At 64.5% G+C, this 13,557-nt stretch carries 12 protein-coding genes and 1 tRNA gene; 8 read left to right on the top strand and 5 right to left on the bottom strand.

Annotated elements, in window-relative coordinates:
- Window positions 1-206 precede the first annotated feature (206 nt).
- The 7 genes from HPY83_07515 to recN all read left to right on the top strand — a co-directional run bounded on the left by HPY83_07515 (window position 207) and on the right by recN (window position 8,787).
- Window positions 207-1,583 carry a sugar ABC transporter substrate-binding protein gene (locus tag HPY83_07515; protein ID NPV07797.1) on the top strand — a complete coding sequence of 459 codons (1,377 nt, stop codon included), beginning with the start codon at window positions 207-209 and terminating at the stop codon, window positions 1,581-1,583.
- 134 nt (window positions 1,584-1,717) lie between these two features.
- On the top strand, window positions 1,718-2,587 hold the full coding sequence (locus HPY83_07520; GenBank protein ID NPV07798.1) for a sugar ABC transporter permease: 870 nt from the start codon (window positions 1,718-1,720) through the stop codon (window positions 2,585-2,587).
- 114 nt (window positions 2,588-2,701) lie between these two features.
- Window positions 2,702-3,505, top strand: coding sequence for a carbohydrate ABC transporter permease (locus HPY83_07525; GenBank protein ID NPV07799.1), 804 nt, complete (start codon window positions 2,702-2,704; stop codon window positions 3,503-3,505).
- A gap of 12 nt (window positions 3,506-3,517) precedes the next feature.
- Window positions 3,518-4,648, top strand: coding sequence for a hypothetical protein (locus HPY83_07530; GenBank protein NPV07800.1), 1,131 nt, complete (start codon window positions 3,518-3,520; stop codon window positions 4,646-4,648).
- 262 nt (window positions 4,649-4,910) lie between these two features.
- Window positions 4,911-6,194: a histidine--tRNA ligase gene (locus HPY83_07535; GenBank protein NPV07801.1), complete on the top strand. Its 1,284-nt coding sequence runs from the start codon at window positions 4,911-4,913 to the stop codon at window positions 6,192-6,194.
- Window positions 6,191-7,033: an NAD(+)/NADH kinase gene (locus HPY83_07540; protein ID NPV07802.1), complete on the top strand. Its 843-nt coding sequence runs from the start codon at window positions 6,191-6,193 to the stop codon at window positions 7,031-7,033. Before HPY83_07535 ends, HPY83_07540 begins: the two co-directional genes overlap by 4 nt.
- Window positions 7,034-7,068: 35 nt before the next feature.
- Window positions 7,069-8,787, top strand: coding sequence for a DNA repair protein RecN (gene recN, locus HPY83_07545; GenBank protein NPV07803.1), 1,719 nt, complete (start codon window positions 7,069-7,071; stop codon window positions 8,785-8,787).
- Here the strand turns inward: recN and HPY83_07550 are convergent.
- On the bottom strand, window positions 8,784-9,131 hold the full coding sequence (locus HPY83_07550; GenBank protein NPV07804.1) for a hypothetical protein: 348 nt from the start codon (window positions 9,129-9,131) through the stop codon (window positions 8,784-8,786). The genes recN and HPY83_07550 overlap by 4 nt on opposite strands.
- A 56-nt stretch (window positions 9,132-9,187) precedes the next feature.
- Between HPY83_07550 and HPY83_07555 the strand changes: the two genes are divergently transcribed.
- Window positions 9,188-10,036: an aldo/keto reductase gene (locus tag HPY83_07555; protein NPV07805.1), complete on the top strand. Its 849-nt coding sequence runs from the start codon at window positions 9,188-9,190 to the stop codon at window positions 10,034-10,036.
- 126 nt (window positions 10,037-10,162) lie between these two features.
- Here the strand turns inward: HPY83_07555 and HPY83_07560 are convergent, their stop codons facing one another.
- From HPY83_07560 to HPY83_07575, 4 genes are all read right to left on the bottom strand, one after another.
- Complete coding sequence (locus tag HPY83_07560) at window positions 10,163-10,690, bottom strand: hypothetical protein (GenBank protein NPV07806.1); 528 nt, start codon at window positions 10,688-10,690, stop codon at window positions 10,163-10,165.
- Between the two features lie 108 nt (window positions 10,691-10,798).
- Window positions 10,799-10,875, bottom strand: a tRNA-Asp gene (locus HPY83_07565).
- Between the two features lie 271 nt (window positions 10,876-11,146).
- Window positions 11,147-12,433 carry a DegT/DnrJ/EryC1/StrS family aminotransferase gene (locus HPY83_07570; GenBank protein NPV07807.1) on the bottom strand — a complete coding sequence of 429 codons (1,287 nt, stop codon included), beginning with the start codon at window positions 12,431-12,433 and terminating at the stop codon, window positions 11,147-11,149.
- A 43-nt stretch (window positions 12,434-12,476) separates the two neighbouring features.
- On the bottom strand, window positions 12,477-13,544 hold the full coding sequence (locus HPY83_07575; protein NPV07808.1) for a Gfo/Idh/MocA family oxidoreductase: 1,068 nt from the start codon (window positions 13,542-13,544) through the stop codon (window positions 12,477-12,479).
- Window positions 13,545-13,557 lie beyond the last annotated feature (13 nt).

The following is a 13,557-nucleotide window of genomic DNA, read 5'->3' on the forward strand; positions in this document are numbered from 1 at the left end:
CGGACCGCAGTCCTGCTATCCTTCCGACTACTACTCCCGGTCCGATGGCACGATCTGACTGGCTTGCCTCAGTCCCTGCTTGGGGAGGCAGCTCAGGCCGGGCCTTCTGATGACTCGTCTTGGCCCTCACGATTGCGTCAGACGAGAAGCGTCCGCTTTGGTCTCGCGAGGGCGAAGTCCCTGAGACAGAGGAGAGGAGGACAGCTATGAAGCGTCTTACCCGCCGCGATATGCTGAGAGGCCTCGTTGGGGCCACCGGAGTCGGTATTCTCGCGGCCTGTGCGGGCACACCCGCTCCGGCCGCCCCGGCTGCCGGAGAAGGCACGGCGGCCGCGCCGGCCGCCGAGGCTCCCCCTCAGGCTGGCGAGAAGATCCACATGGTCCACAGTGAGTGGGGCGATCCGGAATCCGCCTGGGGCAAGTACTACGCCCACTACATCCAGAAGTTCCAGGAGCTTCATCCCAACGTCTCCATCGAGTACCAGTCGGTGCCGTGGGCCGACTACCACACCAAACTGCTCACCCAGATCGCCGGTGGTACTGCGCCCGACACCTTCGCCCACAGCAACGTCTACTACCCCAAGTTCATCGCCAAGGGCGGCGCCTTGGAAATCCAGCCGTTCATTGATGCCAACCCGGACTTCGGCATCGAGGACTTCCTACCTACCTCCCTTCGCCTGAGCACCTACAAGGGCAAGCTCTACGGCATGCCCCATATCTCCAGCGCCTGGGTGCGCATCTACAACAAGGAGAAGTTCCAGGAGCTCGGCATAACGGACCCGAATGAGCAGGACGCGAAAAGGGAATGGACCTGGGAGACCTTCCTCGACGCCGCTACCAAGGCTACCGTCCGCGACTCGTCCGGCAAGGCGGAGTCTCTGGGCTTCGGTGCCCCTGGGCTGGATTACCTCACCTGCCATCAGTGGATGTGGCAGAACAACGGTAACATGCTTTCTCAGCCCGACATGAGGGAGTTCGCGGGCAACTCCGAGGAATCGGCCGAGGCAGTCCAGTTCCAGGGAGACCTCATCAACAAGTACAGAGTCTCGCCGGCTGCAGGCGAGATCCTTGTGGACACCGTGTCGGACTTCAATAACGGCCGCATTCTTATGTTCGATAGTTGGGCGAATATGGACTACCTTGGCTTCGCCCAGTTCGACCACGGTGACATCGTCTACCCGGCCGCGGGCAAGACCCGCATTACAATTCTCCACACTAACTCCCTCGGTATCTACTCCAGAACGAAGTATCCTGACACCGCGTGGGAGTTCATCGCCCTCATGACCAGCCCTGAAGGCGACTTGGACCAGGTTAACTTCGGCGGTGGCATCGTGCTGCGTCAGTCCAACCTGCCCAAGATGACCGAGATCAACCGCACCAAGTACCACGTTGACCATCCCGAGGTGGTCGAGGAAGTGATCGCTACCGGCCGCACCTACGACATAACCGAGATGTACAGCGAGATAACCACCATCTACAACGCAGCCATGGACCAGGTCACCAACGGTGAGCGGCCGGCAAAGGACGTCTTGGAAGAGATCAAGCCTCAGATAGACGCCGAGCTAGCGAAGATCGAGGCCTAACACTCGTTTCCGTCCTGAGCGAGCCAGAGGCCCGGCTTCTACCGGGCCTCTGGCTCGCTGGAGAGCAGGAGCTCCAAATGACCGCAGCTGCTGTGCATCCCCGTGCCGTAACCAAGCGTCTGGCACGCCATGAGATGGCGGCCGCTTACACCATGTTGGCCCCGTGGATCGGCGGAATCATCCTTTTCGTCGTGGGCCCGGTCATCGCCTCCTTCGTCCTCGCGTTTACTGACTGGGACCTGCTGAACCCGCCTCAGTTTGTCGGTCTGGGCAACTTCCGGGAGATGCTCAAGAGCGACGTCTACATCCCTAAGTCGCTCGGCAACACGGCCTTCTACACCTTTCTGGGTGTGCCGCTGCAGTTGGCCACCGCCCTGGGCATGGCTGTACTTCTGAACCAGAATCTGGCGGGCATCCGATTCTACCGGACGGCCTTCTACGTACCCTCAGTTACCCCAGCCGTGGCCAACGCCATCCTCTGGATCCTCATCTACAATCCTGAGTTCGGCATCGCTAACTATGTCCTGGGCGTTTTCGGCCTAGGGCCAGTGCGCTGGCTGGCCGATTCCACCGTCGCCAAACCGGCCTTCATCATCATGAGCCTGTGGGGAGTAGGCGGCACCATGGTGATCTACCTTGCCGGGCTGCAGGGGATACCCGACTACCTCTACGAGGCAGCAGACATCGATGGAGCTGGCCCTCTCCAGCGATTCCGAAACGTCACCCTCCCTCTGCTGACACCCACCATCTTCTTCACCACTATCATGGGCATTATTGGCTCCTTCCAGGTGTTCTCCGCCGCCTACATCATGACCAACGGTGGTCCGAACAACGCCACTTTGTTCTACGTGCTCTACCTCTACCGCAACGCCTTCCAGTACCTGCGCATGGGCTATGCCTCCTCTATGGCCTGGGTGTTGTTTGTCATCATTGCCCTGTTCACTTACCTGCAGTTCGCCGCCAGCGGACGCTGGGTCTATTACGAGGGCGAGCTTCGCAGCTGATCGAGCAGACCAAGTGAGGAGAGACGACGCGTGATCACGAAGGCCCAATCGGTGGGAGCAGCCCGCATCCAGTCGCGCTCGCTCGCGCTCGGGAGGATCGCCCGGCGGGCCGCTATGTACCTGCTGCTCACCGCCCTGTCCGCGGTACTGCTACTACCGCTCATGTACATGTTCAGTACCTCACTTCAAGTGCCCGGCAAGGAGCTGAGCGTGCCCCCCAAGTGGTTTCCGGCGCCCATCATGTGGCGGAACTACCCGGACACGTTTTCGGTTCGTCCCTTTCACCTCTATCTTCGGAACACCCTGATCGTGGTGGTGGGTGCCGCCTCCGGTACCTTGCTGACGGCGAGCATGGCTGGCTATGCCTTCGCCCGCCTCCGTTTCACCGGACGAAGTGTGCTCTTCGGCATCACACTCATGACCATGATGCTTCCCTATATCGTCACAATGATCCCAACGTTCATCATCTTCCGCAGCCTGGGCTGGATCAACACGCTGTATCCTCTCTTCGTACCCGCCTGGTTCGGCGGAGGCGCGTTCAACATCTTCCTGTTCCGTCAGTTCTTCATGACTCTGCCCTACGAGCTGGACGAAGCTGCCCGCATTGACGGCGCTGGGTTCTTCCGCATATACGCCAGAGTGCTTGCCCCTATCTCCCAACCCGTCTTCGCCACCGTGGCCATCTTCTCCTTCATATCTCACTGGAACGAGTTCATGGGACCCCTCATCTACCTGAACAGCCGTCACTGGTTCACCCTCGCCCTAGGCCTACAGACCTTTCGCAGCGAGTACGAGGTGCGCTGGGCCAATATCATGGTAGCCTCTACGCTGATGACCGTACCGTGCCTGCTGGTCTTCTTCTTCTTCCAGCGCTACTTCTTGCGCGGCGTGGTCATGTCGGGCATCTCCGGCAGGTGAGGCAGGAACGCCGTGAGCACCGAGACCATGACTTCACGAGAGCGTCTGCTGGCTGCCTTCCGATCCCAGGCTGTGGATCGTGCTCCCGTCAAGGTATGGAGCGCCGCCCCTTGGATGCAAGTGTGGCATCCGGGCTTCCAGCCCATCCTTGACGCCGCCCTGGCCAAGACCGACCTGGCCGTCCAGTGGGGCATGGACACCGGTTACTACATGACCGATCGGAGCGCCGTCCCCATCACCGTCGAGGACCGGCCCAGCGCTCACGACGACTACCGAGAGCGCCACATTACCGTTAGCACACCTCGAGGGGACCTGCACACGATCCAGGCCTACTCCCCGCTCCACAAGCCCGGCTACACCAAGAAGTACACCATCCAGACCGTGGAGGATGCTCGTCGCTTCCTCTCCATCCCCTACGTGCCCATGGAACCTGACCTGAGCGAGTACTTCGAGCGCGACCGCGAAGTCGGCGACCGGGGCATCATGATCGCCCAACTGGACTTCGAGCCCATCTACGCCACCCAGATGCTGATGGGCAGCGAGACCCTGGCCATCTGGCTCCTCGAGGAGCGAGAACTCATCCGAGAGATCGTAGAGTGCCTCTCGGAGCGAATCGTGGATCGCGTCGAGTACCTCCTCTCGCGCGGTGTGGGTCCGGTCTTCGGCTACTACGGGCCGGAGCTCTGCATACCGCCCCTGGTCCGCCCCCAGGACTTCCAGGAGTTCGTGGTGGAGGTGGACAAGCGATTCACCCACCTGATCAAGGAGGCGGGCGGTCTCCTCTGGGTGCACTGCCATGGCAAAATGAGGCCAGTGCTGCAGGGGTTCATGGATATGGGCGTGGATTGCCTTAACCCTATCGAGCCTCCCCCCATCGGCGACGTGTCCATGCGTCAGGCGCGCGAGATCGTGGGCGACCGGATGTGCCTGGAGGGCAACCTCGAAGCGGACGACCTCTATCGGGCCCCGGCGAGCCGCATCAGGGAACTAGTGGCCCGCGCCATCGAGGAGGCTCGCGGCGGCGGCCTCATCCTGTGTCCTACCTCCGGGTTCATGGAATGGCCCTACCCGCTGGACCGTCTGGTCGAGAACTACCTCACCTACATAGACGCAGCCCTGGAATTCGGCAAGGACTTCCACTGAGCTACCGGGCCGGGAGGGCATCGCCTAGCCTGCCCTCTGCATGCGGATCGCCTGTCGGTCAGCGGGGTAGCGCGGGGACGACGCCCGGGGTTCGCCGTCGCTACGTCGCATTGCCCGCGCCTTCCACCAACTCGCGCCCTCCTCCACTCGGCCTCATTCAACGTAGCATCAGTGTCATCGGCCTTCCGTCCGCCGTGCCACTTGGACATCTGTTCTACTCCGGCTATAATCACCTGGTACGCCACTGCCGAGAGGTTCCTTCATGTACCAGGCGCCCCGGGGCACTCAGGACATCCTGCCCGAGGATCAACCCTATTGGGAGTTCCTCCGCTCCACCGCCACCGACGTGTGTCGCCGCTACGGCTTCGAGCGCCTCGACACCCCCATCTTCGAAGAGACATCCCTGTTCGTCCGCGGCGTGGGTGAGGGCACCGACATCGTCGAGAAGGAGATGTACTCCTTCCAGGACAAGGGCGGCAGCGACATCACCCTCCGCCCCGAGTTCACTGCCGGCGTCGTCAGAGCGTACCTCGAGCACGGCATGCACACCCGCCCTCAGCCCGTCAAGGTGTTTAGCATAGGGCCCGCCTTCCGCTACGAGCGCCCTCAGGCCGGCCGGTTTCGCCAGTTCCACCAGCTCAACGTCGAGGCCATCGGCGAGCAGGATCCCATGGTTGACGTTGAGATCGTGTCCGTCATGTGGTCCTTCTTCGAGATCCTGGGCTTCAGCGGGCTACACCTGCAGCTCAACAATATCGGCTGCCCCGCCTGCCGCCCGGCGTACTTAGAGGCGCTGCGACGCTACTACCAGGCCCACCTGGCCGAAGTCTGCCCCGATTGCCTCCGCCGGTTGGAGCGCAGCCCCCTCCGGCTGCTCGACTGCAAGGCCGAGCAGTGCCAGCCTCTGATCGCCGAGGCGCCCAAGAGCACGGACTATCTCTGCCCCGAGTGCGCCATGCACTTCGACCGCCTGCGGGGCTACCTGAAGGCACTGGACCGGCCCTATCAGCTTAACCACCGGCTGGTGCGCGGCCTGGACTACTACACCAAAACGGTGTTCGAGGTCTGGGCCGAAGGCATCGGAGCCCAGAACGCCATATGCGGCGGCGGTCGCTACGACGGGCTGGCCGAGGAGCTCGGCGGTCGTCCTACGCCGGGCATCGGCGTGGCTGCCGGCCTGGAGCGCCTGGTGGCCCTCCTAAGACAACAGCGCCTCCCCGTGCCCCTGCCGCCGCGCCCATTCGCCTACCTGATTCACGTCGGTGCGTCGAGTGACGGCCGCGAGCCGGCGCGGGTGGCCGCGGTCCGGCTGAGCGAGCAGCTCCGTGCCCGTGCCATACTGACCGAGATCGCCTTCGGCGAGCGCAGCCTGCGGTCCCAGATGAGGTCGGCCGACCGGTCCGGCGCCCGCTGGGCTGTCATTCTGGGGGAAGAAGAGCTGGGCCAGGGCGTGGCCGCTCTAAGATCCCTGGCCAATTCGGAGCAGGTGCACGTCCCCCTCGATCGTGTGGTGGACTGGCTCTCGGAGCGGGCGCAGCGCCAGTGAATCCTGACCGTACTCACCGGCTCGGCATCCTCCATCACCCCAAGCTGCCTCATTCCCTGGACCTGGCGGAGGACGTCGCCTTATTCCTGCGTGAGCGGGGCCATGCAGCGTGGATTGGCTCGTCCTGGGATCCCGAAGGTGTCACCGAGCGCCTGGCCGGCACGGACGTCATCATCACCCTGGGAGGGGACGGCACCATCCTCCGGGCCGCTCGCGTGTGCGCTGCTGCCTCCGTGCCCATCCTGGGGGTGAACCTGGGGCGTCTGGGCTACCTGGCCGAGCTCGAGCCGGGCAGCTGGCGCCGAGGGCTCGAGGAGATGTTGGCCGGTGGCCACTGGATCGAAGAGCGGATGATGCTCATCTCGGAGCACTGGCGGCGGGAGCAGGTTCTAGGGAGCTTCCCTTCGCTGAACGAAGTGGTGGTCGGCCGGGGCCGGCTGGCCCGCGTGGTCCGGATCGTCGCCAACGTGGATGGCGCCGAGGTGGCCCGCTACGTCGCCGACGGGCTTATCGCCTCCACGCCCACCGGCAGCACCGCCTACGCCTTCGCTGCCGGGGGGCCCATCATGCCTCCCACCATCCGCAACATCCTGCTGGTACCTATCGCCCCCATGTTCGGGCTGGCTCGACCGGTGGTGCTCAGCCAGGGAGCCATCGTCCGACTGACCGTCGAGACCGACCACGAGGCCATACTTACGGTGGACGGCCAGCTGGAGGTTCCCCTGGAAAGCGGCGATGAGGTTACCGTGCGTGCGGCAGATTACGTGGCCCGCTTCGTCCGCTTGCGGCCGCCTTCGTACTTCTACCAGTCCCTCTCCACCCGGCTCCGCTGCTTGTGAGTTCGGGCGCCGAGGGCTAGAAACACCACACAGAGATGCTATCGGAGCTTACAATCCGGAACTTCGCCATCATTGACGAGGTGACTGTACGCCTGGCTCCCCGCCTCAACATCCTCACCGGGGAGACGGGCGCGGGCAAGTCCATCATAGTGGATGCCCTGGCCGCCGTCCTGGGCGAGCGCACCTCGGCGGATGTAGTGCGCGGGGGCGAGAGCGCCGCTCTCATCGAAGCCTTCTTCGAGCTCGACGACAACCTGTCCGCTCGCGTGCGGCCCCTGCTGGAGGAGGAGGGACTCACTGGCGACGACCCCACCTGCCTGGTCCTCTCCCGTGAGATTCGCGCCGAGGGCCGCAGCCTGGCCCGCGTCAACGGCCGGATGACTGCCGCCGCCGTCGTTCGCCAGTTAGGCGAGATGCTGGTAGACATCCACGGCCAGACCGAGCACCTCTCCCTTCTTCGCGTCCCCGAGCACCTCAACTTCCTCGATCGTTACGCCCACCTGACTGGCTTGCGCTCGGAGATGGCGTCCCTTGCTGGCGAGGTCTCCCGTCTGCGCTCCCAGATTGCCGCCATCCGCGAGGACAGCCAGGCCAGGGAGCGGCGATTGGAGCGCCTGCGCTACGAGGTCGACGAGATCGCCGCGGCCCGGCTAGCCCCTCAGGAGGAGGCAGAACTCCGTGCCGAGCGTACCCGGCTGGCCAACGCAGAGCGCCTCAGCGAGCTGATTGGGGCGGCGTACGAGGCGGTGTACGCCGGCAGCGGGGACGCACCGGCCGCCGCTGACCTGCTGGGCCAGGCGCTGGGATGGCTTAGCGACCTGGAGCGCATTGACGCCTCCCTCAAGCCCCAACGGGAACAGCTTGAGCAGCTGGCCGAGGGCCTGGACGACTTGGCCCGCGCCCTGCGTCAGTACCGGGACTCGGTGGAGTACAACCCCGCCCGGCTGGATCAGGTCGAGGAGCGTCTGGCCCTGATCGCCAACCTCAAGCGCAAGTACGGCGCCACCATCCCCGACATCCTCTCCTACGCCCAGAGAGCCGAGGCAGAACTGGCCCAGCTCACCGGCGGCGAGGAGCGACTGGCAGACCTAGAGCGGCGACTGGAGCAGGTGATGGCCGCTGCCGCGCGAATCGCGGCAGAGCTGTCCACGCGTCGGCATGAGGCGGCCACCCAGCTGGCAGCAGCGGTGGAGGAACAACTCGCTGACCTGGCCATGGAGCACGCCCGTTTCCAAGTTGGCTTCACCTGCGAGCCGGACGAGCAGGGACTGGAGGTGAACGGCCAGAAGCTGGCCTTCGACCGTACTGGAGTGGATCGGGTCGAGTTCCTGCTGGCGCCCAACCCGGGCGAGCCCATGCGGCCCCTGGCGCGGATCGCCTCCGGCGGTGAGAACAGCCGACTGATGCTGGCCCTCAAGACGGTCCTATCTCAAGCAGACGACACTGGTACCCTCGTCTTCGACGAGATAGACGCGGGGATCGGCGGCCGTCTGGGCCACGTCTTAGGCGAGAAGCTGGCCGGTCTGGCCGCGAATCACCAGGTCCTGTGCGTGACCCACCTGCCCCAGCTGGCAGCCTTCGCCGACGCACACCTCAGAGTGGGGAAGGAAGTGATCGGCGATCGTACCCGCACTACGGTGGCCACGCTCACCCGCGAGGAGCGGCTGAAGGAGCTGGCAGCCATGCTGGGCGGCGTTACGCCCACCAACCTGCGCAGTGCCGGGGAACTGCTCGAGCGGGTAGAAGCTCCCTAGCCCGGACCTTCTCGGTTCCAGCGCTCCCCCAACGGGCGGGTGCCATCCCGCACCGTGCAGGGCTTGCCACCCAATGCCCTACAGTGCTCGATCACCTGCGCTCTCTCGTGTCCCTGGACCTCGCACCTTACCAGGCGCATGCGGGTGTAGACACGCAGGTGCCATATCACGCGGTTCAGGTAGGGCGGCTGGTGCTCCAAGTACCCCCTCCAGCAGTGGTTCACCCCGTTGTGTTGCGCTTCGGCAATGCGGTCGGCGAGTTCCTCTACGTAGCGGAAGAACCCGGCATCGGACCCGGCGCCCATGTACACGGGGGCCGGACCGTGTTTGACAGGAATGGTCATGTGTGGCACCATCAGCGCCGCCAGGGATCATTGGGCTCATTACGGAGGCACATCACATGCAGAAGCGGGAGTTAGGCAAGACTGGCGAGATGTTATCTGTGGTAGGTTTCGGGGGCATCGTAGTCATGAACGAGACCCCCGATTCGGCCGCGCAGCTAGTGTCGCGGGCCATCGAACGGGGCATCAATTACTTCGATGTCGCCCCCAGCTACGGCAACGCCGAGGAACGGCTGGGCCCTGCCCTGGAGCCCTACCGCGAGTCAGTGTTCCTCGCCTGCAAGACGGGCAAGCGCGACCGTGAAGGCGCCGCCCAGGAGCTGAGGCGCTCCCTCGAGCTACTCCGTACCGACCACTTCGACCTGTACCAGTTCCACGGCGTGACCACACTGGAGGACGTCGAGCGCATCTTCGCCCCCGGAGGAGCTATGGAGCTGTTCCAGGAAGCCCGTGAGATGGGGGTGGCCAGGCTCATCGGCTTCTCCGCCCACTCCGAAGAGGCGGCCGTGGCCATGATGGACCGGTTTGACTTCGACTCTATCCTCTTCCCCATCAACTGGGTCTGCTGGCACCAGGGCGGCTTCGGCCCCACCACTCTGCAGAGGGCGCAGGAGAAGGGAGTGGGCGTGCTGGCTCTGAAGGCCCTGGCCAAGAGGCAGTGGGAGGAGGGCGAGGGGCGCACGTGGCCCAAGTGCTGGTACGCCCCGGCGGACACACCTGAGGAGGCCGCCCTGGGATTGCGATTCACGCTCTCACGGCCCGTCACCGCCGCCGTCAGCCCTAGCCACGCCGAGCTCCTCTGGTGGGCCTGCGACGCCGCCGAGAACCTGACGCCGCTTTCCGAGGAAGAGGAGGCAGACCTGGCCCGCCGCAGCCAGGGCCTCAAGCCCATCTTCCCGCACGCCTAGACACGGTAGTCTCGACCAGGACAGGCGGGGCGCCCCGCCCTCTGAGCCCGCGAGCCCCATCCGGCAAGGCTCACAGCCGGCAGGAGCCCACGTGAGGCGACGCGGGGCAGCCTCCCGCCTCGCCGATCAGCACTTCCAGTCGATCTTGGCCGGGTCCGGCTCGCCAGCGACCGACACGGCCCGCAGTGCATTGAGCATGCGTCCGCATTCATCGGCAGCACACTGCTCGACCTGCCCCCACGGCGCGCTCGTCCCGAGAGTGTCGTACGCCACTGCCACCGCTCCATACAAGGGCAGACCGATGCAGTGCCTCGCCGAGTGAATCGTCGAAGCACTCTGGCCTGTGGCCCTGGCGGCCGCCTGCGCCACGGGGTTGCCTTCGGCTTCCCTCGCCGCCGCGTGGCACTCGCGGATAGCCGCTCTAGCTTCGGGCAGCTTGATCGTCCCCGCCAGCCACTCCCGGGCGGCGTTCAACGCCTTCTGCGGCCGCAGGTCGTCCGGGTAGTGCTTGGCCCACAGCGGCAGTATGTGTCGCTCGGCGTAGTCAATGGCCCAATGTGCCAGGGTCGCCTTGCTCTGTGTCTCGATCTGCTTCACCAGCGATTGAATGCACGGCGCGTTCCAGTCGCTGAGCATCTTGCGGGCTTTCGGCATTCATCTCCTCTCAGGCGCCTTCGGGCTGTGGCCTTGTGACTTCAGACACAACGAAAGCCACCTCAGAACGAGGTGGCTTTCGTTGTTGTCCATGCCTCTTGATAGCTCTGGCGGAGACGACGGGATTCGAACCCGCGATCTCTGGCTTGACAGGCCAGTGTGCTAGGCCGCTGCACCACGCCTCCGCAGCAACCACTAAGCCTAACATGGCGGTAGCTCGGTGTCAAAAGCATCGCCCTCACAGGTACGCAGCCGTACCTAAGCAGCGGCTGGCTGAGGTGACCACCTTCACTACCCTTTCGTGCACTCGCGCCCCTCGACCGGTCGGGCCTGGCACCTCCGCCGCCTCTGCCTACCGTCCCTCTCGCTTCCACGAAGTGACGGCTGCTGCACTGCCCACAAGCGGAAGCGCCGGCCTTGAGAGGCCGGCGCTTCCGTCGGTCTCCCGCCTACCACTTACTTGCTGTAGGCCAGGATCACCTTGCGCAGTGCCTGCCCCACCAGCCCCGCTTCCTCCTCGGAAAACGTAGGGAAGGCAAAGCAGGTGAAGGTGTGGCTCTGGTGCCACACGGCGTTGGGCACCTCCACCCGACTGTAGTCCACGCTCGCGGCGTCGGTGTACTCCTTCGAGGTGAAGGGGAAGCCAGAGTTCCCGAAAGCGTTCTTCTCGGTGAAGGCCTTCTCCGTGTGGCACTGGGGCCAGAACACCTTCCACACCGGCGCCCCCTCCGCACCGGCCGCCGCCACGAACTGCTCGATGTCGCAGGTCATGTTCTCGATGTCCAGGGAGAATGCCATCACGTACCAGCCATTGCGCCGCTCCGGCGTGTCCACCGGGGTGTAGAGCACTTGGGGCAGGTCCTTGATGGCCTCTATCACCGCCAGGGCGTTGCGCCGCCGCCGAGGCATGTTCCAGGTGTCCATGCGGGCCAGTTCGGCCAGGCCGATAGCCGACTGCATCTCGGTCATGCGGTAGTTGAACCCCACCATGTTGTGGATGTAGGGCAGCTTCTGCTCCAGCTCCAGCAGGCTTAGGCGCGCCTTGACATCGTAGCCATGGTCGCGGAAGCTCCGCGCCCTCCAGGCCAGCCCCTCATCGTCGGTGGTCACCATGCCGCCCTCGCCGCCAGTGGTGAAGGTCTTGTTCTGGCAGAACGAACAGGCGGCGATGTGGCCCAATGTCCCCGTCTTCTTGCCCTTGTACTCCCCCCCGAAGGCCTCCGCGTTATCCTCGATCACCCATATGCCGTGGCGGTCGGCAAAGGCCATGATCTCGTCCATGTCGCACACGTTGCCGTACAAATGGACCGGGATAATGGCCTTCGTGCGCTCGTTCACCAGCTTCTCTGCCGACTCCACGCTGATGCAGTGGTCCTCCAGGTTCACATCAGCAAACCGCGGTATGGCCCCCGCCTGCACCACCGAGAAGCTGGTGGCGATGAAGGTGTAGCTGGGCACGATCACCTCATCCCCTGGCCCCACCCCCAGGGCACTCAGGGCGGTGTGCAGGGCAGCGGTCCCGTTGGTCACCGCAATGGCGTACTTGCTCCCCTGCCACTGGGCATATGCCTTCTCAAACTCCATGCCCTTACGGCCGGTCCAGTAGTTCACCTTGCCCGACCGCAGCACCTCCTCTACCGCCCGGATCGCTTCCTCACTGAACTGGGGCCAGCCGGGCAGCGGGTGGGGCACTGCCTTCGGCCCTCCCTCTATGGCCAGTTTCTCCGTTACTCTCTGTGCCATCGTGTTCTCCTTCCGTCTTTGGCCGGCCCTTGATGCCAGCCCCTTACTCGTCCCAACGAGGGATCCTAACCGGGCGGCCGCCGTTCGTAGCGCTCTCGTGAGCGCACAGCCCCGTCACGGTCAGGTCCCACGCCATGCGCACGTCTATGGGCGGAGGGGTATCGTTTCGGACTGCCTCCATGAAGTCGCGGATCATGTAGTACTCGGCCGTGCCGTGCCCGCCCAGAGCCGCCTCCCGCGCTGCGCCGGGAACGTCGGTGTTCAGGGGCAGCGCCATCATGTTGTGGAGATGGGGCACCCTGTCCAAGTAGGCATTGGTCTGGAGCGCCTGCGGCGGCCTGGAAGTCTCTAACGTTCCGCGGGTGCCATAAAGAGAGTAGTAGTGAAAGGCGGGCTCGCGCATCATGCCCTGCCCCCGAAGCAGCTTTATCACCCCGTGGCTCTCCGTCTGCACGATAGCCACCTCGAAGTCGAAGAACTGGGGCAACTCCGGTTCCATCTTGTTTGCCGTGTGCAGCGCCGACACCGTCACCGGCTTCTCGCCAGTGATCTTCACGATAGGCCCCAGGCTGTGGGTGCAGTAGACGATAGGGGGGCGCACGGCGCGCCACGTGGGGCTCCCGTCCGGGTTCCGGGTGAGGGCGCGGATGTCATGCACGTACTCCGCTTCCCCGTAGATGAACTCGCCCAGGAGGCCCTGCCGCCACATCTCGGCCCAGGACATGATGTGAGCCCAATAGCAGCAATTCTCCCCCAGCATGAACTTCTGCTTCGGGTGAGCATCCACCGCCCCGAGGATATCCCGGCAGGCCTCTACGCTGTCCGCCAGTGTCACCTCCTGCAGCACGTGGCAACCCGCCTCCAGCGCGGCGACGGTCTGCTCTCGGTGCACGGGGATGGGCGTGGCCACTACCACCACGTCCAGCCCGTGGGCCAGCATGTCCGAGTACTCCCGGAACGTGGCCGCATGAGGGAACTGGCCGGAAGCCCGCTCCAGCACAGTCGGGCTGATGTCGCAGAGGGCGACGACGCTGCAGTCCGGCACGCTGTCGAAGACGCGAGCCAGAGCCAGGCCGCGCCTGAGGCCCGAAACACCCACGCGATAGCTCATGTGTGGCTCTCCT

Source organism: Anaerolineae bacterium (genome assembly GCA_013178015.1).
GTDB lineage: Bacteria > Chloroflexota > Anaerolineae > DRVO01 > DRVO01 > Ch71.

Coding starts and splice junctions, on each gene's coding strand:
- HPY83_07515 (NPV07797.1), top strand. CDS start 207: ATGAAGCGTCTTACCCGCCGCGATATGCTGAGAGGCCTCGTTGGGGCC.
- HPY83_07520 (NPV07798.1), top strand. CDS start 1,718: ATGGCGGCCGCTTACACCATGTTGGCCCCGTGGATCGGCGGAATCATC.
- HPY83_07525 (NPV07799.1), top strand. CDS start 2,702: ATGTACCTGCTGCTCACCGCCCTGTCCGCGGTACTGCTACTACCGCTC.
- HPY83_07535 (NPV07801.1), top strand. CDS start 4,911: ATGTACCAGGCGCCCCGGGGCACTCAGGACATCCTGCCCGAGGATCAA.
- recN (NPV07803.1), top strand. CDS start 7,069: ATGCTATCGGAGCTTACAATCCGGAACTTCGCCATCATTGACGAGGTG.
- HPY83_07550 (NPV07804.1), bottom strand. CDS start 9,131: ATGACCATTCCTGTCAAACACGGTCCGGCCCCCGTGTACATGGGCGCC.
- HPY83_07555 (NPV07805.1), top strand. CDS start 9,188: ATGCAGAAGCGGGAGTTAGGCAAGACTGGCGAGATGTTATCTGTGGTA.
- HPY83_07560 (NPV07806.1), bottom strand. CDS start 10,690: ATGCCGAAAGCCCGCAAGATGCTCAGCGACTGGAACGCGCCGTGCATT.
- HPY83_07570 (NPV07807.1), bottom strand. CDS start 12,433: ATGGCACAGAGAGTAACGGAGAAACTGGCCATAGAGGGAGGGCCGAAG.
- HPY83_07575 (NPV07808.1), bottom strand. CDS start 13,544: ATGAGCTATCGCGTGGGTGTTTCGGGCCTCAGGCGCGGCCTGGCTCTG.